Below are 24,790 nucleotides of genomic sequence, written 5' to 3' on the forward strand. Positions count from 1 at the left end.
CATTTTAATTTGTAAATTTCGTATTAGCATCATTAATTATATTTTTCAATTAAAACAGTTTAGAAATGAAAGAAGAACGGATACTGATCGTTGAGGATGATGTAAATATTTCTGAAAACATCGAAGAAATTTTACAACTTTTAGGATATGTGAATATTGACATAGCCAATTCTGCAAATCAAGCCATTAAGGTGGTGAAAAAATATCGTCCTGACATGGTTTTCATGGACATCAAGCTGAAAGGCGATAAAGATGGGATTGAATTGGGCGAAATCATTCAACAAATGGTAGACGCACCTATTGTCTATGTTACTTCTTATAGTGACCCTGCTATTATCGAAAGAGCAAAAAGAACACACCCTGCAGGTTTTATTGTAAAGCCTTTCAATAGCAACGATATCCATGCCATGGTAGAAATTGTTCTATACAACCAAAGAACAAGACCTACCCTTTCCGAAGGATCCTCCTCTAAAGCTGCAGAAAGCCCTTACTTAGTAGTTGATGCTGTTTATATCAAAGCTGACAATAGTTTTGAAAGGGTGGATTACAGTGACATATATTATGTAGAAGCCAATGGAAACATGGTAACTATATTTTCAAAAAACAGAAACTTCACAATTCGTAAATCAATGAAGGACATGGAGGAAAAATTGCCTTCCAACCTTTTCTTACGGGTTCAAAAGTCATACATCGTCCAACTGGCACAAATAGAAAGTTTCAACACCAAGGAAATAAACCTAAAAACAGGTGATGTGGTGCAGGTAGGTCGCCAATATTACAATAGCTTCTTGGCCAAACTAAACACTATTACTGAAAGTTAAGTTAAATTTCTCAAAGCAATTCATTGGCAAGATTGGCCAATTCAGACCTTTCTCCTTTTTCCAACTTAATGTGCGCATAAAGTGAATGGTTTCTTGCCCTGTCTATCAGGTAGGACAATCCATTACTTTGACTATCCAAATAAGGCGTATCGATTTGAAAAACATCACCGGTGAAAATAATCTTCGTATTTTCACCGGCTCTGGTGATAATTGTCTTCACCTCATGGGGCGTCAGGTTCTGTGCTTCGTCTACAATAAAGAAAATATTCGATAAAGAACGGCCTCTAATATAGGCAAGAGGCTGGATCACCAGTTTTTCTTGGTTGATCATGTCTGTAATTCGCTGATACTCTTTATCACTTTCCTGATATTGATTTTGGATGAATTTTAAATTGTCCCAAAGCGGTTCCATATAAGGATTTAACTTCGACTTGATATCTCCAGGTAAATAGCCTATGTCCTTATTACTCAAAGGAACAATTGGTCTTGCCAAAAAAATCTGCTTGTACTCTTTTCGCTGCTCCAATGCGCCCGCAAGGGCCAAAAGCGTCTTTCCTGTACCCGCTACTCCCTGAATGGTTAAAAGCTTAATTTCCGGATCCAAAATGGCATGAAGGGCAAAAGCCTGCTCTGCATTTTTAGGACTGACATTGTACGCCTTGGTTTTAGAAATCTTAGAAAATAGGTTTTGCTGGGACTGATAAAAGGCAAGTATGGATGCATTGCTTTCAATGCCCTTTAAAATATAAAATGTATTGTTTTGAGGTAAGTTTTTTCTCCTCTTTCCAAAAACCTCTTTGCCCTCAAGAACACCTTTTTCGTAAAGGCTATTGATTATATTGTTGTCTAAATTATCAATAACCCCCTTGCCCGTATTTTCAATTTCACTGATATTTTTGATTTTGCCTGTTTCATAATCTTCGGCAGCAATATCCAAAGACTTGGCCTTCAATCTTAAGTTGATGTCCTTACTGACGAGAACGACTTTTCTGTTAATCTCCGTCTGTTTTAAGCTTAATGCGGCATTTAAAATCTTATGGTCATTTTTTTCCTCCCCAAATATCTCATTGGCATTGAGCTTGTTATCGGGATTCATCATGATTTTGAATGACCCTTTATTCTTCCCATTTAAAGGAGTCCAATTCTGAATCATATGGTTCTGGGAGAGCTTGTCCAGTAAACGGATAAATTCCCTGGACTCAAAGTTTTTGGTATCATTCCCTTTTTTAAACTGATCCAGCTCTTCCAATACTGTAATTGGGATGACCACATCGTGCTCAGCAAAGTTCATTATGGAATGGTGGTCATAGAGAATAACCGAAGTATCTAGCACAAAAATTTTCGAGGCACTATTAGTTGTTTTTTTCAACATAAGGCTTATCTAAAAGTGAATGTCTTCTAATAATAATTATTTTAATTTACAATATTTCAAAAATGACACCGAAAATTAACGGCTGATTAAAGGATTATTTTAACCCAAAACATAAGGGACTAATAAACTGTGGTTTACAAATTATTGAACTAATAAACCAAGTGAGTACCGAATCATGTCTCCGTCTATTATTAGGATTAAAGTGGAATTGGCAACAACCGTATCCCCCTAATTAACTGGATCAGTACCCCATTGGTCTATTCAAGCTTACTTCCTTAATCCCGAAATATGCAATAGACATTCTATAACGTGCTGAAATCGCTTTAAAATCAGCCACTTCGTTGCTGTTTTCAATTTCACCATAGCGGTGCTATGCTAAAATCTCCATACAGCCTGATTTTCTTGCGATTGCAACACTTCTCGTAAACACGGGACAGGCTTCACCCTTGACATTGTCAGGGCGGAGAAATCCTATTACATAATCCGGGTTAACCGAATTCAGGTGTGTGCTAAGATTCAAAATGTTTTTTATTCATTTTATCATGAATTGATTGCTTTCATTGGCAGACCTTTTTTTCTTTGGTGCTGAAAAACAATTTTATCATGAAAGATCCCCAAACCTTAACAGCTGTAGCTCGATTTCACCAAACATTCAAACATCCTATACTTCCCTCTCCGGTAATACCAGAGTCCAATAGGTGTAAACTTCGGGTATCCTTAATAGCCGAAGAATTAAAGGAACTAGAAGAGGCAATTGCCAATGATGACTTGGTAGAAGTCGCTGATGCACTTTGTGACATTCAATATGTACTCTCCGGTGCCGTATTGGAATTTGGCCTGGCAGATAAATTCAAAACGCTATTTGACGAGGTGCAACGATCCAATATGAGCAAGGCCTGTAAAAATGAAAAAGAGGCAATAGACACAGTCGCACATTACCAAGCTAAGGGCACAGATTGTTATTACGTTAAATCTGACGATGTATTTCTCGTCTACCGCAAGGAAGACAATAAAACCCTTAAATCAATTAACTATTCCCCAGCAGATTTAAGCTCTATTCTAAAAAATTCTTAACCATATCCCTACCATTGAACCGGCAATAGTTCCATACTGTTGTCGGGATTCATTGATTTTTTAAACAGAATAAATCACAAAATAGAAGGTCAATTGTCAATTCCGAACTAAACCTACTGAAGTACAAAACCTTCAACATCAGTCAGAATTTCATTTTTTATCTCTATATTATTCAAAAAATCAATTGATTGTATTTTGTTTTCAATTTATTAGAGAAATCCAGTTACATTATTGCAGTAATTACACCTAACCTTTTGATGCCCATTCTGCTCCTTAGCACTTGAATAACCTAAGCCCAACCAAAGTTGGGATCTTTGGAAATAAATTACCTACCCCCCTTTTTGCCATAAATCCAATGATCAGCTCTAACTTCAATTCACAAGCAAATGAAAAATTTCCCTAACGCATTCGTAATTATTTTAGCAGTAATCGTTTTCTCTTGGGCATTGACTTTCATCATTCCACAAGGTATCTACGACAGGGAAATAAATGCAGCAACGGGTTTGGAAGAAGTGGTTAATAACTCTTATAAGGTAATAGAAGGTGAAAACCTCTCTGTTTTTGACTTGCTTTTGGCCATACCAAGGGGGATTATTGGCAGGGCTGATATCATTGTCTTGATTCTCTTATTGGGTGGCTGCTTCTATGTAATTGAAAAAACAGGTGCACTGTCCCAGGGCTTGGCGAAATTGGTTGCTCTATTAAAGGGCAGAGAACTTCTTGCTTTGATTATAGTATCAGCTTTTTTCACCGCTGGTGGAGCTACTATTGGGCTTCAGGAGGAGGTTATTGCACTCACCCCTATGCTATTGCTTTTCGGAAGAAGCCTTGGCTACAACACCTATACTACGCTCTACATGAGCTATGGTTCTTCTGTACTTGGGAGTTCCTTTAGTCCTTCAAATCCTTTCGCCGTAATGATTGCTCAGAAAGTAGCAGGCCTTCCCTTACTTTCAGGAAGTGGATTAAGATTGATTTTTCTAGGCATCGCCTTTACTATTTGGATACTCTTCATTATTCGCTATTCTAGAAAAAACCCAATTGCAATAGTTGCTTCCGACCTGAATGAGAAAATAAGCAACAGAAGTAAAATTATCCTAATCCTATTGGCTTTGACCTTTGGGGCCGTCACTTATGGCCTTCTTAGTCATGGGTGGGGTTTTGAAGAACTTGCTGCTTGCTTTTTTGCATTGGGTATTCTTGCAGGGCTAATCGGTAAGTTGGGCACTAACCAGACAGGAGAAGCCTATGTTGCAGGATTCAAGGAAATGATTTTTGCATCGGTGATTATTGGACTGGCCAATAGTATTACTATCGTATTGGAACAAGGCTTGATTATAGACTCTATTGTGTACGGGCTTTTCGGCCCGCTGAAAAACATACAGCCAACGTTTTCTGCAGTCCTTATGATGCTCTCTCATATGGTATTGCATCTTCCTATCCCCAGTTATTCGGGTCAGGCCATACTGACCATGCCTATTCTGGTACCTCTTTCCGATTTAATTGGGCTTTCCCGTCAAACCTGTGTATTGGCTTATCAATATGGCGCCGTGATGGCCGACCTTATCGTCCCCACCAATGGCACCCTAATGGCGGTCTTGGCTATCAGTGGGATTTCCTATAATAAATGGTTAAAGTTCGCCGTGAAACCGATGATTCTAATGATGATTTTAGCCGCTATAAGCATCATTTTTGCAGTGACAACAGGATACCAATAAGTGTAAATATTGCTACTACTATCACGAAATCGATTAGGTTCCTTACTGGTCGAGGTTTGAGCCGTAGCGGGAACTTCGTCCTATCTTATTGAAAGTTTTCAACTTGAGAAAGTTTAAAACATTTAACAGCCTAAATAATAAAACTGAATTCACCTTATAATTTACCACCTAAAGCCAAAGTGATCTATTGACTGACTAAACAGTATGGTTTTGTTCTCTGAAATCTGTGGGGGACAGTCCCTCTTGTTTTTTGAAGAACCTACTAAAGGATTGTATGTCCTGAAAACCCAATTCATAGCCAATCTCAGAAACATCCTTTTCCGTGTAAAACAACAACCTTCGGGCTTCAAGCACAATCCTTTCTTGAATTACCTGTAATGGTGTTTTTTCACATAACTTTTTGAAGGTATTGGAGATGGTTTTAGGCGCTTTAAATAGCAATTCTGAATATTCGGCCACAGTATGTTTTTCTCTGAAATGCGTTTCTACCAAATAGTTAAATTCCCTAAACAAATCATTTTGTTTGGGCGTAGGGCTTTCATGAAATTTTTGCCTCTTGAAAATACGGGTACATAGAATAAGTATCCTTTTGAGCATCATCTGAAGCATCTCCAGTTGAAGATCATCCTTCATTTCAAATTCCAGAACTGCCATTTTCCAGGCGGTTTCCAATATTTCCAGTTCCTTGTCGGCTGCCTTTATAATGGGAGGAGTAGCCGCTCCATAATACAACACTCCCTTACAACTTACCTCACTGTCGTGATCCAAAATGCAATAAAACTGCCGATTGAACCTTAGTAGGTTGATTGAATTGATTTTCTCATATTCCAGCTTATTGAGCTGGGACAAGCTTAGCAACTCATTTGTATTGAAAGTATAAGGAATCCCATCTATCAGCAGTTTGTTATTATCTGAGGTAAACCAGATCAATTTCAAAACTTCCGGTTGACTTTCTAACAGGTGTTTACAGTTGGAAGAGTCAATGGATTGAATTTCAAAATATTCGTTTTGCTTGCCTGTATATATCATCTTTGGTAAATAACCCTACATTATCCTTTACTGGTCGAAGTTACGATTTGCTGGTCGAAATTTAAGCGATATCGGTAACTTCGCCCAATCATGTCGAAAGTTTTCAGCTTGCTTAGGTCTAAAACATGCTAATTTTTTTCTAGATTATCGAGGCAGAAAAACCCATTATAAGTCTAAGTTACCCGTTTCTAAATCTAGACCGGACAATAGAACCTAATCTTGCAAGCCTTCATCAGTCTATTCTTTGCCCAAATAATTTGCTTATTTTTGTATAGTGTATTGATAATGGTATAGTTATATTTAAAACAGCTGCTTTATTAGATCAATTCGGAACTTTATAAACACCAAGGCTTCTGCCTAATAAAAAAATTTGATTATGAAGATACTTCTGGACATCCAAGATAGCAAGGCAGCATTTTTTATGGAACTGCTCAAAAACTTCTCTTTTATCAAAAAAGCCACACAAATATCCGAAAATAAAGCTGAGCTTATTATGGATATTAAGAAAGCAGTAGAGGAGTTAAAGCTGGTAAAAGAAGGTAAAATGGAAGCACGAAATGCTGAGGACCTGATCGATGAATTATAGTGTTAAAGCTATTCCAAAGTTTGAAAAGAACTTAAAAAAACTAGCTAAAAAGTATCCTTCTCTAAAAAAGGAATACCCTGCATTGATTCAAAGCCTTAAGGTAAACCCTCAACAGGGAACTTTGATAGGTCATAATTGCTACAAAATTCGATTGTCGATATCTTCCAAAGGTAAATCTGGTGGCGCAAGGGTGATCACCAATTTGCCATAGCTAATGATATCGTGTATTTGCTCACCATTTACGATAAATCAGACAAGGAAAGCCTCACCGACAAAGAACTTGAAGAGCTCCTGAAATATATCTCAGAATAATAACTTTTATTAAAAACGTAGCGTCTCATGGGGGTGAAAACTTTCCTCATTTTAGGTCTAAGTTACGCTCTCCTAAACTTAGACCAGAGGCGACCAGAAGCCATTACAATTTTTCCTTCACATAATTGGTCAGCATTTTATACAAATGCCAGGTGGTATTTCCACCGTGTATCCCGTGATTTCTATTGGGATAGTAAAAACTATCAAACTGCTTGTCTGCAGCGATAAGCGCATCCACCAAAGCAACACTATTTTGAAAGTGCACATTGTCATCGCCCGTTCCATGTACCAACAGGAAATTACCATATAGCTTGTTTACATGATTGATGGGGCTGAAGTCATCGTATCCGGCGGGGTTTAGCTGAGGGGTCTGTAAAAAGCGCTCGGTATAAATGGTATCATAGTACCTCCAGGTAGTCACCGGTGCTACTGCCATTGCTGTTTTGAAAGTTTCATTACCGATCATCAGTGCCAGCGAAGACATATAGCCTCCATAAGACCAACCCCATATACCAATCCGGCTTGCATCTACATAAGGCAGTTCCGCGAGGTATTTTGCTCCTGCTATTTGGTCTTCTGTTTCCAGTTTTCCCAACTGATTGTAAGTGCTGTGCTTGAAGTCTCTTCCTCTTCCACCGGTACCTCTATTGTCTATACCCACCACGATATACCCCTCAGTCGCCAGGTGCTGGTGCCACCAATCTCGGGTACTTCCCCAGTTGTTCATAACATTCTGAGATCCCGGGCCACCATACACGTACATAAGCACAGGATAGGTTTTTGACGGATCGAAAGCTGCAGGCTTTATCATATAGCCATTCAAGCTGGTACCATCTAAGGTTTGGAAGTCAAAAAACTCCTTTGGAAGAAAAGCATATTCCTGCATTTTTTCCTGAAGGGCCTGATTGTTTTCGAGAACCTTTATCTCTTTCCCATTTTTATCATACAAGACCGTTTGTAAGGGTAAAGAAACGGTGCTGTAAGCGTCAATATAATACTGCTGATCAGGACTCATATTTATGGCATGGGTACCTTCTTGAGGTGTAAGTAGCTTTTTCTTTTTTCCATTTAAATTGATGGAATAAAAATGTCTTTCCAATGGAGACTGTTCAGTAGAAACGTAGTATACTTTTCCAGCTTTACTATCCACAGCCACCAATTCAGTCACTTCCCATTCCCCTTTGGTAATTTGACGGATTAGCTTTCCTTCCAGGTCATATTGATAGACATGTTTGAAACCATCTTTTTCAGAGGTACCAATAAACCCTTCTCCATCAGGAAGAAAGAGAAAATTGTCATTGTAATCCATGTCCACATAGGTGTCCGATGTTTCGGATAGAATGTTTTTTGTTTCTCCTGTCTGGCTGTCTGCAAACAAGATGTCCATCTGATTTTGCAACCTGTTTAATCGAATAACAGCAAGGGTATTGTTGTCGGCTGCCCAATACATTCTGGGCAGATAAATGTCTGTATCCGAACCTGTATCCACAGATTGCGTCTGCCCCTTTTCAAGGTTATAGATTTGAATACTAACGATTGCATTTTTCTCTCCGGCTTTGGGATACTTAAAATGCTCATCTTCCGGATACAAAGCTCCCCATTTTTGCATGTTAAAGACAGGCACTTCTCTTTCATCAAAGCGTATATAGGCCAGTTTATTGCCATCATTGGACCAGAAAAAGGCCTTGGACATAGAGAATTCCTCTTCATAAACCCAATCCGCAGCACCATTGATAATTGCATTCTTGGCTCCATCCCTGGTCACCTGAACCTTATTATTGGTTTTTAGATCCAGGTAGTAGAGGTTGTTCTCCTTTACATAGGCGACTTTCTGATTGTCTGGAGAAAGGGTGGCATAGGAAATTTTATCCCCGTTTTCCAATTTTTTTAGAGTGCCTGTTTTCAAGTCAAGCAAATGATAGGTTGCTTTGGTCGATCGCCTATAGATGGGTTCTACTTCAGATGTAAGTAAAGCCATGCTCTCATCCGGATTGAATGTGTAATTGCTAAAATTGAGGCCCATTTCCCTACCATCTATCAGCACTTCACTTTCCTCCCCGGTGGCCACATTTATCCTTACTACCTGCGGAAAACCTGCTACAGTTTTTAAACTGCTGTAGTATTTCCCATCCTTCATCCAGTTGATGCCTTGAACGGTTTTGGGTGCAAAAACCTGGTCTTTTATTACCGCCTCAAGTGTTAATTTTTTATTATCCTGTGCCAATCCACTAGTTGTAAAGAGTAAGACATAGACCAAAAAGGCCTGTATTTTATAGTATCGTTTCATATTTTTCTCCTTTAAGCCAAGTGCGCAAAAGACACTCCGACCTATATGACACCCAAAGGTAATTAAACGGTAATTACTTTAAAAACCGCCAACATGCCAATCGGGGTTTGCAGTGAAATTGTAAAGTGATCCCAATTATTATCTGAAAAGAAACTGAGTAATCACCTAACAAAAACATTGGCCCTCTTTTAAAACCAACCTTAGGCAATTAATTGATTAATAGTTTTTTAACGCTTTTAACTTTTCTAATTCTCAGACAATCAGAAATATTTTTATTATCTTAAAATCCCAACACTCGATAGGCCCTCATGTTGAAATTAAAAATACTTGTTCTAATAGTACTGATTGGTTGTGGCTGCGAGGAAAAACCAGTAGCTATTAACTTTCAGCAGGGTTATCATGGGAAAATTACTGAAGGCCAATCAAAATTAATCCATACGGAAGCAAAAGGTTTTTTTAACCAAACCCAATTATCCATAGCCTTAATCAAGAATGGAAAGCCGGAATTTTATGGCGTGAAAATAGAAAATGACACCCTATTTTCAGTGGAGAACCAAGATAGTGTCTTCGAAATTGGGTCTATCTCAAAAATTTTTACCGCCACATTACTGGCAGACTTGAGTCTCGATGGCAAGTTAAACCTCAATGACCCTGCCGGTAAATATTTGCCATGGAAACTGAAAAACACCCCTGAATTCACCTTGCAACAACTTTCCAACCACAGCTCAGGTTTGCCTAGGCTTCCTGATAATCTGATCCTTTCAGAAGTGGATATGAGCAATCCCTACAAAGATTATGGTGAAGAAAAATTAGGCTTTTATCTCACAGAACAGCTAGAACTACAACAGGAGCCAGGACTAAAATTTGACTATTCAAATCTTGGGGTGGGGCTATTGGGCTACATCCTCACCAGGATAGATTCCTCAAGCTATGAAGAAATGATACAAAATAGGATTGCCATTCCATTTCAAATGGAATCCACGACCGTCAATAGAGAAAAGGTATTGCTTCAACTTGTCAAAGGTTTGGATGTGGAAGGTAAAGAAACGCCCAATTGGGATTTAAACGTATTGCAAGGTGCTGGGGCCATCCTATCAAATACCCAAGACCTGACCAAGTTTGCACTGGCCCAATTCAACCCGGCCAATCAGACATTGGCGCTTACACAAAAGAAAACTTTTTCCGTCACCGCCTATGAAAAGGCCATAGGATTAGGCTGGATGATTGAAAATAAAAAAGACGGTAAATGGTTGTGGCATGGTGGTGGAACCGGTGGCTATTCTTCTTCTATTACCTTGGATTTGGATAGGAAAAATGCCGTTATCATTTTATCCAATGTCTCAGGTTTTTCAGAGGATGTGGTAAACATTTCAAATCTAGGTTCTCGGTTAATGGAAATCATCGAAGATTGACTCCTCTCCTCCATGTCTGCCATGATTACGCTAACAAACTGACATCAAGAAAAATGGGCTTATTTATCCAAATTAAAACTTGTGATTTGATAAATACCTTTTAATGTCAAATTGCCATCAACGGTTTTAAACCGCTCTCCCAAATTATTCATTAAAGAAGACATTCCTCCAGTCAAAATCACTTGATAGTTACAATTGGTTTCCTGCTCTATAGCTTCAATCATCCCTCTCACCAATCCGGAATAACCATAAAAAATACCTGCCTGAATGGCATGAACGGTATCTTTACCCAAGGCTGATTCAGGCATTTTTAATTCCACTTTAGGCAGTTTAGCCGTATTGGTAAACAGCGAATTGATTGCCGTTTTGATACCAGGAAATATATTGACTCCTGTTACCATACCACTTTGATCTACCACACTAAAAGTAAGAGCCGTTCCAAAATCTACAATGATACAGGCGGAGTTGTATCGCAAATAAGCAGCAGTAATATTGGCCATTAAATCCGTTCCGATTTCTGTCGGGTTCATTGCCTTAACAGGAAGCAAACCATAACTGTTTTCATTGATCACATAAGGCGCTTTGCGAAAGAAACCCAAACACAAGCGTGTCAATACTGGCAACAAGTCTGGAACAACAGTACTCAATCCGATTTGATCTATTTTATCTGCAGTCCAATTTTTCTCTAGAAAAAAGAGGGCCAATTTTTTTTCCAGGTCATATACTTTCATCCCTTTCTTTGTGGGAATACGAAGCTCTTCTTCCCAGGAATCATCTGCTTGCTGATAGAAACCAAACACAATATTAGAATTGCCTGCATCGATGGATAAAAACATAGGTCGTTGAATTTAGTGTCAAAGATAAAAATAGTAAGTGAAGCAGTTATAAGGAATCTGTGAATAATATTTTCGAGAAAGGCCCGACTGGTTAAAGGTAAAGTTGCTCAATTTTATTAATTTCAAGTTATGTATACTGTAAGAAAAGGAAAAAAAGAAGACTTGCCAGCTATTCTTGATTTGATCAAAGAACTGGCCCTTTATGAGAAAGCACCTGATGAAGTGACCAATACACTTGAAATGATGGAAAAAGACGGGTTTGGCCCGGAACCTGTGTTTGGCTTTTTCGTTGTCGAGAAGGGGGAAGAGAAAACCATAGTAGGTACTGCCATTTATTATTACCGCTACAGCACTTGGAAAGGCAAACGTTTGTATTTGGAAGATTACATTATAACCGAAAAAGAGCGTGGCAAAGGTGCTGGAAAATTACTCTTCGAAAGGGTACTGGCAAAATCATTAGAAGACGGTTGTACCGGAATGATGTGGCAAGTTCTGGATTGGAATGAGCCGGCTATAAATTTTTACAAAAAATATGGTGCAAGTATGGAAGAGGAGTGGATCAACTGCAACCTTCAGTCTGAAGAAATTCGGGCGCTTATATAATAGGTATTCTCCAACTAGTTGCTTTTACTGGCACTATCATTGACAATAAAAGAAGATGCCATTGGACTGCTATGCTGATACTAAAACGTCAGTATGTGACTGGTTTTTATATGATTGTGACCACGCATAGTAGTGCTAAGGACTGTTTCAAGTATAATTTTCCTAAAGGTATTTGGTCAAGTTTAAACCTCATGCCCTAAATTCTTGTTACCCTACTATGAAAGGTTTTAGATTCAGCAAATTTGTTCCTGAAAAGGACGAAGATAAAAATACTTTTGAGCAACTTTTGGATGTCTTCCTTCAGTTGGTCACCATGACAGGTGGAGATGCAGCTGAGGCACTTAGCTGGCTTACCGATTTGGACAAGCGATACAATATGACCAAGCCAGGCTATGGCATTGGAGACTTTATTGAGGACCTTAAGAGCAAAGGCTACCTGGATGAAAAACAAGGAAATGGAGGTTTTAAAATCACCGGTAAAGCGGAACAAACCATTCGTAAAAGTGCACTGGAAGAAATATTTGGCAAACTTAAGCGAGGAAAAGGTGGACAACACAAGACCAATCATACCGGGCCCGGCGAAGAAAGGGGCAACGATCGCAGACCTTTTGCTTTTGGAGATAACCTTGACCAAATAGCCCTCACCGATTCTTTGAGGAATGCCCAGATCAACCATGGTTTTTCTGGTGACTTTCTGCTAACCGAAGATGACTTGGAAGTGGTGGAAAGCGAAGCCAGTACACAGACCTCCACCGTCTTAATGATCGACATTTCTCACAGCATGATTCTATACGGTGAAGACCGGATCACTCCTGCCAAAAAAGTGGCAATGGCTTTGGCTGAATTGGTCAAAACCAGGTACCCAAAGGATACGCTGGATGTAATTGTATTTGGAAATGATGCCTGGCAAATTGAAATAAAAGATCTCCCTTACCTACAAGTAGGCCCTTACCATACCAACACCGTGGCAGGTTTGGAATTGGCCATGGACCTGCTTCGAAGAAGAAAAAATCCTAACAAGCAAATATTTATGATCACTGATGGTAAACCTACCTGCTTGAAGGTAGGCATCAAATACTATAAAAACAGCTTTGGTATAGACAGCAAAATCCTAAAGGAAACGTTAAAACTCGCTGCGCAATGCAGAAAAATGAAGATCCCTGTAACCACCTTTATGATTGCCTCCGACCCCTACCTAAAGGAGTTTGTAAAGGAATTCACCACAGTGAATAACGGCAATGCCTATTATAGCAATCTGCAGGGACTTGGACATTTAATTTTTGAAGATTACAGAAGAAATAGAACGAAACGTTTTTAAAACATGGAATACACAGAAATGAGCAATAAAGATCTACTAAAAATAAAAACCCTGGGACAATTAAAGGCCGTTGGTTACAGTCCCAAAACCATCAAAGAAGAACTTAGAAGCAACCTTATTCAAAAAATCAAGAACAAAGAAAATGTTTTCGAAGGCGTTTGGGGTTATGAAGATACTGTTATTCCTGATATAGAAAGGGCCATTCTTTCCAAGCATAATATCAACCTTTTGGGCTTACGGGGTCAAGCCAAAACAAGGATTGCAAGGATGATGACCATGCTATTGGATGATTATGTACCTGTTGTGGAAGGAGCAGAACTGAATGATGATCCTTTAAGTCCAATTTCTACCTTTGCCAAAGACTTAATCGCTGAAAAGGGTAATGATACCCCAATTTATTGGTGGGCAAAAGAAGACCGCTATACTGAAAAACTGGCCACACCAGATGTGTCCGTAGCAGATTTGATAGGTGATGTGGATCCCATAAAGGCAGCAACGATGAAACTGTCATATAACGACGAAAAAGTAATTCATTTTGGCTTGGTACCACGATCCAACCGCTCCATTTTTGTCATCAACGAATTACCGGATCTGCAGGCAAGAATTCAGGTGGCTCTCTTTAATATTCTTCAAGAGGGTGACATACAGATCAGGGGTTTTAAATTAAGGCTTCCTTTGGATCTTCAATTTGTCTTTACTGCCAATCCAGAGGATTATACCAATAGGGGAAGCATAGTAACACCACTTAAAGACAGGATCGAAAGCCAGATCATTACCCATTATCCAAAAAGCATCGCAATTGGCAGAAAAATAACCGAACAGGAAGCCAAAATCAAGGACAGGCCTATGTCTCAGATTCACGTACCTGAGCTGATGAAGGACCTGATCGAACAAATAGCGGTAGAGGCAAGAGAAAGTGAATACGTGGATGAAAAGAGTGGCGTATCTGCCAGACTGACCATTTCCGCTTATGAAAACCTGATTTCCGCTGCCGAACGCAGATTGTACTTTAACAATGAAAATGAGACCATTGTCCGAATCGTGGACCTTATCGGCGTAATTCCGGCAATCACGGGCAAGGTAGAACTTGTCTATGAAGGAGAACAAGAAGGCGCCGGAATTGTAGCTTACAATCTAATTGGAAAGGCCATCCGCACCATGTTTGCCCAAAACTTCCCTTCACCTGAGCAGAAAAAGAAAGCCAAAGAAGGCAATCCTTATGTACTTCCCTTGTCTTGGTTTGGTGAGGGAAATAGCCTGGATATACTCGCTTCCCAAAGCGATAAAGAATACAAAAAGCATCTTCATGATGTACCAGGCTTAGAAAGCATCACCACCCAATTTGTAAAAGACCTTCCTGAAATGGAAAAAGAGTTCTACATGGAGTTTGCACTGCATGGTTTGGCCGAACACAGTCAACTGAGTAAAAAATTACTGGACACAGGCATGCAATTCAATGACTTGTTCAGCAGCATGTTTGACTTGGGTGCACCTGGAGAAGAAGAAGAGGATGATGACTTTGACGGGCAATAGACCCTGATTGATTGGGGCTTACAGCTTATACCAAGCGTCCTCTTTCAAAAGCTCCTTTGATAACAACAGGAACAATTTCCCTAGGGAATTGTTCCTGTTGTTTTTGACCAAACCATTCGACCGACACCTAATGCTCAAAGAGCTGAAATAAAACGCTACTTCAGAAGCTTAGGCATTTCAAAAGTATTAGCTATTTAAGCTTGCTTTGTTTTGCAGGTTTTCAAGCCAAAAATTCTGTAAAGTGGACAGAAACTTATCAGGCTAGTTAATAAAAATATGGCAGAAATAACGATTAATATTACTCCAACTACTCCCGTCACGGTCCCTGAGAAATAGAGATAGATTGCAACTATAGCAATTAATGTTCTTACTATTCTGTCGGCTGATCCCATGTTTTTTGTCATGATGATTTTATTTTTGTTGAAAAAGAAATTTGAAGAGCATAGGAACCCATTATGAGCTCATGCATCTAATACAATAAAAATAAACCTTATAATTCAGAATATAAGTGATTTATATCACCTAAGACAAAATCTCTTTAGCAATGCCTACACTTTAAAAACCAACACTTACTTATTGACCAACAAATTGTAAAATTTCGTTTACCATAAGCTCTTTCTCGGTAAATGGAATCAAATGTCCTTCCCCTTTTATGGTTTTAATCTCCAACCATTTTTCAGGGATTTTATCCTCCGAAAACTTAACATTCCCATAAGGTACCAATCCATCCTTATCCCCGTGGATATGTAAAATTGGAGAGTTTATCTGATCCCAGCTGGTAACAAAAGTCCGAAGTTCTTCTTCATGAGAATACTTTTCATCGGCAGCCACTCTCAGGGATTTGGAAACCATCCATCTGGTACTTTTATACAAGGCCAGTTTGCCAAACCATAAGTATTTCTCTTGGTCAGGATCCAAGGCTGGAGCGATCATTATCGTGCCAGTCAGCCAATCCGGATCTTGAATGGCAGTATAGCCGGCAATGGTTGCTCCAAAGGAATGACCAATGGTAAAGACCTCTCGATTTTCCCGCACTTCTTTCACCAAGGCATCTATTGCCTTGTACTGATCGGGAATGGGTTGGTAATTGCCATAATCAGAATAACCATAACCTAGCCGGTCGATGATAAGAATGGAAAATTGCTTTCTTAAAGTGTCTTCCTGAATATACGGTAGGAAGGCAGAAGAAGAACCTGGCGCTCCATGAATAAACAATAAAATGGGTGCATCCTTGTCTTGATTTTCGTACCATAGCCACCTTAAAGAATACTTTTCTAAATAATTGATATCAAAAGAAATGTCCTTCTTTTCCATCAATTTATTGAGGCTTTTATCACTGTCTCTGAAAGGAAAACAGCCTGAAAAAAGTGGCACTAATAAAAAAGACAATAGAAGAAACCTGATGGTATTTTGATTCATAAAGGTGGGTTTAATGATGGAAACGTAAACCAACCACTACTAGTTTATAATTTGAGGTAAATTACTGATGCTTCAGACTTTTTAAACCCGGATTATGTAATAGAATTTCTCCGTCCTGACAATAGTCAGGGGTGAAGCCTGTCCCGTGTTTACGGGAAGTGTTGCAATCGCAAGAAAATCAGGCTGTTTGGAGATTTTAGCATAGCACCGCTATGGTGAAATTGAAAACAGCAACGATTGGGTATTTTAAAGCGATTTTAGCACGTAATAGAATGTCTATTGCATATTTCGGGTTAAACTTACCCCCAACTAGTAGCCCCCTTGCTACTACTTTCTGAAACCATTTCAAAATCAGCCACTCAACCATTTTACTATTGGTTTTTACCACTAAGATGTTTTTATTGCACCCAGTTATGAAAGCATTTATATATATTCAATTAGTGATAATGGTTTTGATCATGGGAAGTAATAGTTTAAAGGCTCAAACGTATTTTTTGGATCAATTTCCGGATGTTTGGCAACGTAATATGGACTATTCCCGAGCATTGGCCGAGGCCATGCCTGCCAATTTATACGATTATCGACCAACTCCTGAAGCCATGTCCTTTGGGGATCAGCTTTTACATATAGCAAGTAATATCAGTTACCTTACTGCAATCGTCAATGGTGAGAAAAGGTCTTTTTATGAAAAGGAAGACAGATCCTCTTTGGACAAGGATTCAATAATAGAGATTCTTGACGAAGCCAACAAATACGTGCTAGAATTGATCAAAAAAACAGAGCAGAGTCAATTAGATGAAGAAATTGTCTTTGCTAATGAAAATATGACCAAGGAAAACATTTTTTATTTGCTCCGAGGACATCAAACACACCACCGTGGCCAGGCTCTAGTCTACCTTCGTTTAAATGGAATAGCGACACCTGCATATGTGGGCTGGTAAACTATAAAAAAAGCGTTACTAATTTTACTTAATTTACAATTTTAGAAATTATTGGTGTTGAAATTTTGTTCTAACACCATGAAAGCCTTTTATATACTTTCCTTATTTTTTGTCAGTTCTGCCTTTATAGGCCAGGTAAGTTACGCACAAAGCCTGCCCTATAAAGCTCTTTTAGGCAGTACTTATGACAAAAATTTCCCTTTGGTCTATCCCGATCAAAAAGAATTGATCAATGGTGCTATTCTGTTGGATACCCGTGAGAAAAATGAATTCAATGTAAGTCATTTAAAAGGAGCTCAATGGGTAGGTTTTGAAACTTTTGACATTTCCAGCGTAAAAGATATCCCCAAAGATCAACCCATAGTCGTTTACTGCTCTATAGGTGCAAGAAGTCAGGAGATCGGCAAGAAATTGAAACAAAGTGGCTACAGTGAAGTTTATAATCTCTATGGAGGAATTTTCCATTGGGTAAATGAAAGCAACCCCGTATACCATTTAGACACCCTACCTACCAATAAAGTCCACACTTTTAATAAAATGTGGGGAGTCTGGTTAAATAAAGGTGAAAAAGTACATTAGTTACCCCTCACAGACCAGCACTCCAATTATTATCTATTCTAAATCAACGAATTATGCCTACCTCACCACAATTATTAATATTTGATGTAAATGAAACCCTGCTGGATACAAAAGCAGTAACAACCGCCATCAATAAAGAAATAGGAAATGATGAAGCTGCCGACAAATGGTTTCAGTCTTTATTACATTATTCATTGGTAGAAACTGTAACAGGTGATTTTGCTGATTTCTCTAAGATTGCCGACGCATGTTTGGAAATGACTGCGAATAATTATGGCAAAGATCTTACTCCGAAAACACGAGAAACAATTTTAAGTGAGTTCAAAAAGCTTTCACCACATACAGATGTCTCCGAAGGCCTCCAACGCCTAAAAAATGCAGGTTTTATTTTAGTAGCACTTAGCAATGGAACCTTAGAAGCTGTAAACGAGCAACTCAAATCGGCTGGAATAAGTCAATTATTTGATCGGATTTTTAGTATTCAAAGTGTAGGGAAATTTAAACCTCACCCTTCCACTTATGCTTATGTTCTAGATAAAATGGAGATTTCATCAGATAAAGCGGTAATGATCGCGGCACACCCATGGGACTTAGTAGGTGCTGCCAGAGCTGGATTACAAACAGCTTTTATCAAGAGATCAGGAAAATCAAATTATCCACTTTCTCCACAAAATGAATTTGTCGCAGAAGATTTAATTCAGTTTTCTGATCAACTCATTCACTAAAAACATATTTTTAAATGATAAAGCTATTTATTTATTTCGGCATTTTTTTGATAAATCTTTCCTGCGGAGAATCCAACTTGGGACTTGCAGGAACCAATCCACCTAGCCATACTTCATTTAATACACTCCTTAAAAAACACGTATCAGATCAAGGAAAGGTAGATTATAAAGGATTTATCGCTGATGAGGAAAAATTGGATGCCTATTTACAACTACTAAGCACCAATGCCCCAGATAGAAACACATGGTCTGAGGCAGAACAACTTGCTTATTGGATCAATGCTTACAATGCTTTTACCATAAAATTGATTCTCAATCACTATCCAGTCAAAAGCATTAAGGATATTGGGCCAAAATTAACCATTCCACTTGTTAACACTGTCTGGCATTTGGAGTTCTTCGAAATTGGGGGAAAGCCTGCTAGTCTGGATGAAATAGAGCACAAAATACTGAGGAAAGAATTTGATGAGCCAAGGATTCATTTTGCAATCAATTGCGCTTCGATTTCCTGCCCGAGATTATGGAACCATGCCTATTCGGCTAAAAATTTAAATGCTGAATTGGAACAGGCAGCCCGAACATTTATCAACGACCCTCAATTTAATAAAACCACAGGTTCACAAGTAGAGATATCAAGCTTATTTTCTTGGTTTTCTTCTGACTTCACAAAAAATGGTAGTTTGGAAGATTTTATCAATCAATACGCTACAAATCCCATAAAGAAAGGTGGAAAAATCAGCTTCAAAGACTACAACTGGGCCTTAAACGAATAAGATAAACCGATTGCAAAGGTCTATCTAACTTCCTTCGTTTGGCAAGCTTTTGTAGTAGATGGGGCTACACCGAAATTATCATCCACTAGATGAACTAAACCCTGGTCTAACAAAGAAATTTTTATCAATGCCTGGTGATGAATGCTATGCTCAAGGCAATAAGCAAGTTCTCTCCGGTAAGATGATGGGATAATGCAATCATGGTCATCCTCTAGGGAAAAGTTAGCTACCAGGTCTGCTTTACCTACAACCCTTTCTTCATTCAAAAAATCGATCAATTTATTAATGGTAAGAATTGCCTTTTGGGCATCTTGCTCTATTGACTTATCTCGCTCTCTTTTGTCGTAATTAATCTGAGTAAGTTGTAGGTAAAAAGACTCACTAAGGCAAGTATAAAACTCAATGATATGACGAATATGTTGGCCTATAGAAGATCCTGATAACAACTCAGATTTATAGTTGTATTGCTGCGGGGACAAACTTTCCAATAGTAAGGAAAGTTGATTTAGATTCTGTTTACATTCAGCTTGCATGATTCTTTATTTGGTTGATATAATACTTGTTAATACTTAAAGGAAAACGTCTATCACTACAAAATCAGACGTGAGACATCAACCGTCCTGACAATTTCAGGCAATCTTTTTTATTTTTCTCCATCTATTGTAATGGTCCAAGGCTTCTTTTATTGAACCAGTAGATGAGGCTAGATGCTTATTTTCCCTGCTGATTTGATAGATAATACCCCAATGTTTCAAAAGCGTTTTAATCCCATCAAATAACTTGGCGTTGGGATCATAAATATGAGCAGGCTCCGCATTGACACCATTGATTTCCAATATTTTTATCCCTTTCCCCTGAATAAAATCCTCCATTGAAGGTGCTTTCAAGTCCACCCTCCCATAGAAAAAGGTACCCAATTGGTGACTGGTTTTGTCAAAAAACCGAATCAGTTCAGGGTTAGCAAGGTGTGATCCATCTAGAAATTTCGTTCCTCTATTATGGTTCCCTATAGGTTCAAGTAGCTTTTCTTCACCAAAAGCCAATACTTCTTCCGGATTCAAACGTCCATCTTTGAACAATCCTTTACTAACCAGTCGACCTCTTGGAATTTCATTTACCAAGTCTTTAAGGTTAGATTTACCGTCTCCAATTACCGTCAAAAAATCCTTCAGTACAATGGAGGGAATTTTTCCTGAATTTTCACTTGGCAGCCTATAATAAAACACCCCAGCTTCAAAAGAACTTTGAATAAACTCCTGTAAGAGCACATCTGACTTACTTTCCTGCAGGTAAAGGCCAAGTTGTGAACCATCTCTTATTAACTTGACCGCTGTACCTCTCTCCCCTCTGTCAGGCTTTGCTATAATGGGAAAATCAATGTTTTGTGTTTCCAGTGCTTTAAGGGCTGTATCCAATGAAGCACCGGATTGAAGAAATACTGTTTTGGGTATTAAATTTTCCGGTAATTTTTTAAGTTGACGGTATTTGCTACAATTGTAAAGCCCTCCCATCTCCATATCGGGATTGGCAAGGGTGAAAAAAAAGGGCGACCTTGCCCTTAAAGAAAGTAGGAAAAAATAAAATACAACAGGCGAATAGACCAACCAAGTTGGCCAATATTCCCAGTGGGTCAATTTGATGAAGAAGTTACTCTTATAGCTCATGTTTTTTCAAAATGCTTCAGCAAAATAAATATAGAAACCCCTGGAGTCAGAAGTAAAGCTGTAATCCAGCCTTACATTAGTTCTATCATTTTTGCTTATTCGAAACCTAAGGCCTCCACCAGCAGCTAGATGTATTTGTTGGAATAAATCCTCTCTTAAAGTGTTGTATACTCTCCCTGCGGAGCCAAAAACTGCAAAGCCAATCCTTCCTATGACATGCTGTCGGTATTCGGTTTGCAAAACGGCCAAATGCCTATCTCTAAACCTTCCTTGGTAATACCCCCGGTGAAAGAAAGGCCCACCCAAGGTTGGCAATACCCGAAAAGGTACATCTCCATAAGACAGTTGCGCCAATAGCTGATTGGCCCAGGTAATCTTTTCAGAAATCGGCCAATAATGCCTAAAATCAAAGCTTGCCATACCAAAATTAAAAGCAGCTTCTGCGGTTTTCCCTAGTCCAATCAAAGGGGTGATTTCTATAAAACTTCCTGATGAAGGAGATAAAATATGATCCCTTCGATCCCACATTAAAGAAGGGCCAAAACTTAAATAACTGTAGCCTCCTCTTCCATTTTCTGTTACTATATCATCAAAGACAGGTTCAGTGTCTGAAAACTCAGGATGCAACCTTTGCCCTTGAAGTGCCAAGCCAAAATAAGTATTCCTTTTTATTTTTTTATAACTTTTGCTCTTTATTGATAAGGCTTTAAATTCATATAGTGCCCTAAAGTCCTCATTGGTGTCATTCCCTAAGCCATAATAGTATTCAGGGAATTTGCGGTAATCGATGCTTCCATTCAAGAAATATTGATCATCTGCCGTATATACCTGCCACGGAAGGGTAAACAAGTATTGCATATTTTGTGTGAAGGTGATAAAGAGTCGCAGATTCGACTTTCTTAAGCTGTTCCTCGCATAAAAACTGTAAAAGACAAAACCCTCTACTGCTATCCGCGTTTCTGGCGTGAAATAAGCCAAGGGCAAGGCCTTGAAAACAGTACTGTCTTCTTTGGCCTGCCTTGCTCTCACTTCAGAAAAGGAAGCGAATAAACACAGCGTAATTAAACATGGTTTAATCCAGTTGGACACCTATTATTTTTTATGCTTTATTTCACAATTAAAAGATCCAAATAGACCTCATCTGACATAACCCAACTGCTTCCACCAACTTCATAATCTCTCCTATCGAGTTCACCTTTGATTGCAAATTGTGTTGCTGAACCTGCTGGTGACAAGGCCACTTCTAAAGTTATAGGAAGCGTTTTGCCTTTTATGGTAAGATCCCCAAGTACTTTAAGCCCACTCTCACTTACAGCCGTTACCTTTGTGGACTGAAACTTAATGGTTGGATATTTATCTACATGAAAATATTCCTCCTTCTTTAAGTGACTGTCTCTTTTGTTAATTCCAGTGTCAATGGAATTTGTTTGAATTTCAGCGCTAAAGCTGCTTTTTTCAGGCTGAGACTTATTGTATTCCACCGTGGTTTTAAAGGACTTGAAAGTTCCCTCCACATTTAATCCCAGATTTCTAATATTGAATTTGATATAGGACTCTTCTAACTTATTCTCTGTATTGGAGACATTGTTTACCAGATCTGGAGACATTACCCAATAAAACAAAAGGACTAAAATGGAAGCTTTCATGATGTTTAAATTTGTAACCCGTATTATGCAATAGAATTCTCCATCCAATTGGTAAGTGTTGGAATCTCCAAACAGCTATGAAGTGACTGATTTCAGGGTGATTTCAGCAAGCAATTGATTGTCTATTGAATAGTTTGGGTTTGATGAAATTTACTTAAAAGGATTAAAAGAAACAGCTACGAAAAACAACATGGCTTTATTCCTGAATCTGTCATTTTCATAGCTCAAGTTTTGTTCCGTCGTGTATTCCGAAAACGTCAAATCCGCCCCAGCCCTCAGCCATGTTTTTGTGGACACCGCATAAGCCACATAAAACTCCGATTTGAGTTGGCCAAGATCATTGTCGCCTCCCAATAGGGCGTTAAAGGAAGTTGGGCTAGCTGAAAGGCTCTGAGGAAATTGCCCCGTATTTTCGGAACTGATAAACATGGCATCTTTTTCACCCCCAAAGCCAAGTCCCAAGGCATCGATATTAAAACCAGCCTTGAATTTTGGATGAAACTGGTATTGGATATTAATCATGGCATTTAAGGCCATGGTATTGGCTTTACTCATAGACAGCGTGTCAATTGTAGCATCATCACCAGTCAGGTCAGCTGGGGCAGTGATATAATCGAGCTGCTTACCACTGAATCCTGAAAAACGAATACCATAACCCAACCTTAATTTTTTAGAAGAAAACAACCCATAGTTTTTATTCCATGAGAGGGAATAGCTTGTTTGACTGTTTTCTCCAAAGCCTACTGCCAAATCAAAACTTTGGTCTGTTTTAGGAATAGGCGTTTGCTGAGCATGCACACAGGTGATTGCTAAAAAAAAGGTGGCTATAAATAAGTAAAATTTTAGTAAATGTAGATTTCCCATAACGATTGTATTTAAAATTCTTAATTAATTTTACGGCCTTTAAATAACTCAAGTGATGAAGGCCTTTAACGGTTTGAATAATTCTATTTTCCTCCCATAGGGAAGGAATTCCTATATGTTTACCTGTATTCAGGATTAGGATGGTCTTTATTTTCTCGGTTATCCCACTTGTCCCTTTGGTTGCCATAGGCAGGAATACCGTTTTTAAGCATATTGGCCATATGCATTAAATTCCAAGTCATAAATGTGGTGTTGCGGTTGGTGAAGTCATTTTCTATTCCTCCAGAATTTTTGTCCAAATAAGAAGGACCTGGCCCTGCCTCACCTATCCATCCAGCATCAGCCTGAGGAGAAATTACATAACCAAGGTGTTGCAGACTGTACAAAAGATTCATGGCGCAATGTTTGATTCCATCTTCATTTCCAGTAATCAGACAACCTCCGGTTTTTCCATAATAATCATATTGCCCCTGCTTGTTCATTTCTCCTGAAAACCCATACAATCTTTCTATTACAAGCGTGGCTATAGAAGATTTCTCTCCCAACCAAATGGGACTTCCTATCACTAAAATATCTGCCGCCATTACTTTTTCCTGAATTGCAGGCCAATCGTCCCTATCCCAGCCATGTTCCTTCATGTCAGGATATACACCAAAAGCAATCTGATGATCTACAGGACGAATTATATCAGTAGAAATACCATTTGCTCGCATAATGGCATCACTCATTTTTATCAAGCCCTCCGTGTGAGATGTCTCGGGGGATTTTTTAAGGGTACAATTTAGAAAGACCGCCTTTATTGCTGAAAAATCGTAAGGGTTGTCTTTATTCAAGCTCTTCTGAAAAGTACTAAGTTCCATAACTAGGTCTATTTGGTTAGTAATTTGATTGAAAATTAATATTCAGAGAAAAAAGAAATAAGCATTACCCTTCTCATCAATTGAATTTCAGTGATCTAACCAAATAGACGTGGATAAGTTAATGGCCTGACAAAAAAATTAAATTATTTACGATTTATTTTTTGCAGAATATCTGATTTGATTTTTGGAGGTAGCGTTTTGGAGAGCGCACCTTCCTTGACCCATTTCTCCAAGGCCTTGTTCATGGTTTTACTTTGACTCTCATATGCACTGCAAACCTTACAAAGTTTTAAATGCACCCCAAGTCTTAGCTTTTGTGTAAAAGTCAGCGGACTGACCATCTGCTTTTCTATTAAGAAAGTAGCTTCCTTACATGAAAGAAGCAATTGACTCATTATTTTCTCCAACACCATCCCTA

Annotated in this window: 25 protein-coding genes; 12 read left to right on the forward strand and 13 right to left on the reverse strand. The window is 38.7% G+C overall.

Going from position 1 to position 24,790, the window contains the following annotated elements; genetic code table 11:
* Positions 1-65 precede the first annotated feature (65 nt).
* Entirely contained in the window at positions 66-821 is a 756-nt protein-coding gene (locus tag CA2015_RS07620) for a LytR/AlgR family response regulator transcription factor (RefSeq protein WP_048641374.1), read from the forward strand.
* 10 nt (positions 822-831) lie between these two features.
* Here CA2015_RS07620 and CA2015_RS07625 read toward each other — a convergent pair whose 3' ends face one another.
* A complete protein-coding gene (locus CA2015_RS07625; protein ID WP_048641375.1) occupies positions 832-2,193 on the reverse strand; it encodes a PhoH family protein in 1,362 nt (453 codons plus the stop codon).
* Between the two features lie 603 nt (positions 2,194-2,796).
* Here CA2015_RS07625 and CA2015_RS07630 point away from each other — a divergent pair.
* Both CA2015_RS07630 and CA2015_RS07635 read left to right on the forward strand, forming a co-directional pair.
* A complete protein-coding gene (locus CA2015_RS07630) occupies positions 2,797-3,267 on the forward strand; it encodes a pyrophosphohydrolase domain-containing protein (protein ID WP_048641376.1) in 471 nt (156 codons plus the stop codon).
* A gap of 386 nt (positions 3,268-3,653) precedes the next feature.
* The gene (locus CA2015_RS07635; RefSeq protein ID WP_048641377.1) at positions 3,654-4,985 is read left to right on the forward strand and encodes a YfcC family protein; all 1,332 of its coding nucleotides are present in this window, start codon (positions 3,654-3,656) and stop codon (positions 4,983-4,985) included.
* Positions 4,986-5,180: 195 nt separating this feature from the next.
* On the opposite strand, the gene CA2015_RS07640 is transcribed toward CA2015_RS07635, so the two are convergent.
* Positions 5,181-6,014, reverse strand: coding sequence for a helix-turn-helix domain-containing protein (locus tag CA2015_RS07640; RefSeq protein ID WP_048641378.1), 834 nt, complete (start codon positions 6,012-6,014; stop codon positions 5,181-5,183).
* A gap of 376 nt (positions 6,015-6,390) precedes the next feature.
* Here CA2015_RS07640 and CA2015_RS07645 point away from each other — a divergent pair, with 376 nt between their 5' ends.
* Entirely contained in the window at positions 6,391-6,600 is a 210-nt protein-coding gene (locus CA2015_RS07645; protein WP_048641379.1) for a hypothetical protein, read from the forward strand.
* A gap of 415 nt (positions 6,601-7,015) precedes the next feature.
* On the opposite strand, the gene CA2015_RS07655 is transcribed toward CA2015_RS07645, so the two are convergent.
* Positions 7,016-9,199 (reverse strand): S9 family peptidase, encoded by a 2,184-nt coding sequence (locus CA2015_RS07655; RefSeq protein WP_048641380.1) that lies wholly within the window; start codon positions 9,197-9,199, stop codon positions 7,016-7,018.
* 308 nt (positions 9,200-9,507) lie between these two features.
* Between CA2015_RS07655 and CA2015_RS07660 the strand changes: the two genes are divergently transcribed.
* Entirely contained in the window at positions 9,508-10,611 is a 1,104-nt protein-coding gene (locus CA2015_RS07660) for a serine hydrolase domain-containing protein (RefSeq protein WP_048641381.1), read from the forward strand.
* 59 nt (positions 10,612-10,670) lie between these two features.
* Here CA2015_RS07660 and CA2015_RS07665 read toward each other — a convergent pair whose 3' ends face one another.
* Positions 10,671-11,447: a type III pantothenate kinase gene (locus CA2015_RS07665; protein ID WP_048641382.1), complete on the reverse strand. Its 777-nt coding sequence runs from the start codon at positions 11,445-11,447 to the stop codon at positions 10,671-10,673.
* A 129-nt stretch (positions 11,448-11,576) separates the two neighbouring features.
* Between CA2015_RS07665 and CA2015_RS07670 the strand changes: the two genes are divergently transcribed.
* The 3 genes from CA2015_RS07670 (at position 11,577) to CA2015_RS07680 (ending at position 14,901) form a co-directional block, all read left to right on the forward strand.
* The gene (locus tag CA2015_RS07670; protein ID WP_048641383.1) at positions 11,577-12,050 is read left to right on the forward strand and encodes a GNAT family N-acetyltransferase; all 474 of its coding nucleotides are present in this window, start codon (positions 11,577-11,579) and stop codon (positions 12,048-12,050) included.
* 217 nt (positions 12,051-12,267) lie between these two features.
* Positions 12,268-13,368, forward strand: a complete 1,101-nt coding sequence (locus CA2015_RS07675) for a vWA domain-containing protein (protein WP_048641384.1) — start codon at positions 12,268-12,270, stop codon at positions 13,366-13,368.
* A 3-nt stretch (positions 13,369-13,371) separates the two neighbouring features.
* Positions 13,372-14,901 (forward strand): hypothetical protein, encoded by a 1,530-nt coding sequence (locus CA2015_RS07680; protein WP_048641385.1) that lies wholly within the window; start codon positions 13,372-13,374, stop codon positions 14,899-14,901.
* A 194-nt stretch (positions 14,902-15,095) separates the two neighbouring features.
* Here CA2015_RS07680 and CA2015_RS24550 read toward each other — a convergent pair whose 3' ends face one another.
* Together CA2015_RS24550 and CA2015_RS07685 are read right to left on the reverse strand one after the other, a co-directional pair.
* Entirely contained in the window at positions 15,096-15,305 is a 210-nt protein-coding gene (locus CA2015_RS24550) for a YgaP family membrane protein (RefSeq protein WP_084011694.1), read from the reverse strand.
* 169 nt (positions 15,306-15,474) lie between these two features.
* The gene (locus tag CA2015_RS07685; RefSeq protein ID WP_048641386.1) at positions 15,475-16,320 is read right to left on the reverse strand and encodes an alpha/beta fold hydrolase; all 846 of its coding nucleotides are present in this window, start codon (positions 16,318-16,320) and stop codon (positions 15,475-15,477) included.
* Between the two features lie 413 nt (positions 16,321-16,733).
* Between CA2015_RS07685 and CA2015_RS07690 the strand changes: the two genes are divergently transcribed.
* From CA2015_RS07690 to CA2015_RS07705, 4 genes are all read left to right on the forward strand, one after another.
* Entirely contained in the window at positions 16,734-17,261 is a 528-nt protein-coding gene (locus CA2015_RS07690; RefSeq protein WP_169786470.1) for a DinB family protein, read from the forward strand.
* 78 nt (positions 17,262-17,339) lie between these two features.
* A complete protein-coding gene (locus CA2015_RS07695; protein ID WP_048641388.1) occupies positions 17,340-17,840 on the forward strand; it encodes a rhodanese-like domain-containing protein in 501 nt (166 codons plus the stop codon).
* Between the two features lie 53 nt (positions 17,841-17,893).
* Positions 17,894-18,565, forward strand: a complete 672-nt coding sequence (locus tag CA2015_RS07700) for a haloacid dehalogenase type II (protein ID WP_048641389.1) — start codon at positions 17,894-17,896, stop codon at positions 18,563-18,565.
* Positions 18,566-18,579: 14 nt separating this feature from the next.
* Positions 18,580-19,338: a DUF547 domain-containing protein gene (locus tag CA2015_RS07705; protein WP_048641390.1), complete on the forward strand. Its 759-nt coding sequence runs from the start codon at positions 18,580-18,582 to the stop codon at positions 19,336-19,338.
* Positions 19,339-19,358: 20 nt separating this feature from the next.
* On the opposite strand, the gene CA2015_RS07710 is transcribed toward CA2015_RS07705, so the two are convergent.
* The 7 genes from CA2015_RS07710 to CA2015_RS07740 form a co-directional block, all read right to left on the reverse strand.
* Positions 19,359-19,871 carry a DinB family protein gene (locus CA2015_RS07710; protein ID WP_048641391.1) on the reverse strand — a complete coding sequence of 171 codons (513 nt, stop codon included), beginning with the start codon at positions 19,869-19,871 and terminating at the stop codon, positions 19,359-19,361.
* A gap of 96 nt (positions 19,872-19,967) precedes the next feature.
* On the reverse strand, positions 19,968-21,002 hold the full coding sequence (locus tag CA2015_RS07715; protein WP_048641392.1) for an ATP-grasp domain-containing protein: 1,035 nt from the start codon (positions 21,000-21,002) through the stop codon (positions 19,968-19,970).
* Between the two features lie 6 nt (positions 21,003-21,008).
* Positions 21,009-22,091, reverse strand: coding sequence for a BamA/TamA family outer membrane protein (locus CA2015_RS07720; RefSeq protein ID WP_157470373.1), 1,083 nt, complete (start codon positions 22,089-22,091; stop codon positions 21,009-21,011).
* 17 nt (positions 22,092-22,108) lie between these two features.
* Entirely contained in the window at positions 22,109-22,648 is a 540-nt protein-coding gene (locus tag CA2015_RS07725) for a YceI family protein (RefSeq protein ID WP_048641394.1), read from the reverse strand.
* Positions 22,649-22,798: 150 nt separating this feature from the next.
* Positions 22,799-23,512, reverse strand: coding sequence for a hypothetical protein (locus tag CA2015_RS07730; RefSeq protein ID WP_048641395.1), 714 nt, complete (start codon positions 23,510-23,512; stop codon positions 22,799-22,801).
* A gap of 119 nt (positions 23,513-23,631) precedes the next feature.
* Positions 23,632-24,372 carry a flavodoxin family protein gene (locus CA2015_RS07735; RefSeq protein WP_048641396.1) on the reverse strand — a complete coding sequence of 247 codons (741 nt, stop codon included), beginning with the start codon at positions 24,370-24,372 and terminating at the stop codon, positions 23,632-23,634.
* A 143-nt stretch (positions 24,373-24,515) separates the two neighbouring features.
* Positions 24,516-24,785: a hypothetical protein gene (locus CA2015_RS07740; protein WP_048641397.1), complete on the reverse strand. Its 270-nt coding sequence runs from the start codon at positions 24,783-24,785 to the stop codon at positions 24,516-24,518.
* Positions 24,786-24,790: the final 5 nt, after the last annotated feature.

Source organism: Cyclobacterium amurskyense (assembly GCF_001050135.1).
Lineage (GTDB): Bacteria > Bacteroidota > Bacteroidia > Cytophagales > Cyclobacteriaceae > Cyclobacterium > Cyclobacterium amurskyense.

Bases quoted from the DNA above. Each gene is read 5' to 3' on its own strand.
- CA2015_RS07620 (WP_048641374.1), top strand. From the start codon at position 66: ATGAAAGAAGAACGGATACTGATCGTTGAGGATGATGTAAATATTTCT.
- CA2015_RS07625 (WP_048641375.1), bottom strand. From the start codon at position 2,193: ATGTTGAAAAAAACAACTAATAGTGCCTCGAAAATTTTTGTGCTAGAT.
- CA2015_RS07630 (WP_048641376.1), top strand. From the start codon at position 2,797: ATGAAAGATCCCCAAACCTTAACAGCTGTAGCTCGATTTCACCAAACA.
- CA2015_RS07635 (WP_048641377.1), top strand. From the start codon at position 3,654: ATGAAAAATTTCCCTAACGCATTCGTAATTATTTTAGCAGTAATCGTT.
- CA2015_RS07640 (WP_048641378.1), bottom strand. From the start codon at position 6,014: ATGATATATACAGGCAAGCAAAACGAATATTTTGAAATTCAATCCATT.
- CA2015_RS07645 (WP_048641379.1), top strand. From the start codon at position 6,391: ATGAAGATACTTCTGGACATCCAAGATAGCAAGGCAGCATTTTTTATG.
- CA2015_RS07655 (WP_048641380.1), bottom strand. From the start codon at position 9,199: ATGAAACGATACTATAAAATACAGGCCTTTTTGGTCTATGTCTTACTC.
- CA2015_RS07660 (WP_048641381.1), top strand. From the start codon at position 9,508: ATGTTGAAATTAAAAATACTTGTTCTAATAGTACTGATTGGTTGTGGC.
- CA2015_RS07665 (WP_048641382.1), bottom strand. From the start codon at position 11,447: ATGTTTTTATCCATCGATGCAGGCAATTCTAATATTGTGTTTGGTTTC.
- CA2015_RS07670 (WP_048641383.1), top strand. From the start codon at position 11,577: ATGTATACTGTAAGAAAAGGAAAAAAAGAAGACTTGCCAGCTATTCTT.
- CA2015_RS07675 (WP_048641384.1), top strand. From the start codon at position 12,268: ATGAAAGGTTTTAGATTCAGCAAATTTGTTCCTGAAAAGGACGAAGAT.
- CA2015_RS07680 (WP_048641385.1), top strand. From the start codon at position 13,372: ATGGAATACACAGAAATGAGCAATAAAGATCTACTAAAAATAAAAACC.
- CA2015_RS24550 (WP_084011694.1), bottom strand. From the start codon at position 15,305: ATGACAAAAAACATGGGATCAGCCGACAGAATAGTAAGAACATTAATT.
- CA2015_RS07685 (WP_048641386.1), bottom strand. From the start codon at position 16,320: ATGAATCAAAATACCATCAGGTTTCTTCTATTGTCTTTTTTATTAGTG.
- CA2015_RS07690 (WP_169786470.1), top strand. From the start codon at position 16,734: ATGAAAGCATTTATATATATTCAATTAGTGATAATGGTTTTGATCATG.
- CA2015_RS07695 (WP_048641388.1), top strand. From the start codon at position 17,340: ATGAAAGCCTTTTATATACTTTCCTTATTTTTTGTCAGTTCTGCCTTT.
- CA2015_RS07700 (WP_048641389.1), top strand. From the start codon at position 17,894: ATGCCTACCTCACCACAATTATTAATATTTGATGTAAATGAAACCCTG.
- CA2015_RS07705 (WP_048641390.1), top strand. From the start codon at position 18,580: ATGATAAAGCTATTTATTTATTTCGGCATTTTTTTGATAAATCTTTCC.
- CA2015_RS07710 (WP_048641391.1), bottom strand. From the start codon at position 19,871: ATGCAAGCTGAATGTAAACAGAATCTAAATCAACTTTCCTTACTATTG.
- CA2015_RS07715 (WP_048641392.1), bottom strand. From the start codon at position 21,002: ATGAGCTATAAGAGTAACTTCTTCATCAAATTGACCCACTGGGAATAT.
- CA2015_RS07725 (WP_048641394.1), bottom strand. From the start codon at position 22,648: ATGAAAGCTTCCATTTTAGTCCTTTTGTTTTATTGGGTAATGTCTCCA.
- CA2015_RS07730 (WP_048641395.1), bottom strand. From the start codon at position 23,512: ATGGGAAATCTACATTTACTAAAATTTTACTTATTTATAGCCACCTTT.
- CA2015_RS07735 (WP_048641396.1), bottom strand. From the start codon at position 24,372: ATGGAACTTAGTACTTTTCAGAAGAGCTTGAATAAAGACAACCCTTAC.
- CA2015_RS07740 (WP_048641397.1), bottom strand. From the start codon at position 24,785: ATGGTGTTGGAGAAAATAATGAGTCAATTGCTTCTTTCATGTAAGGAA.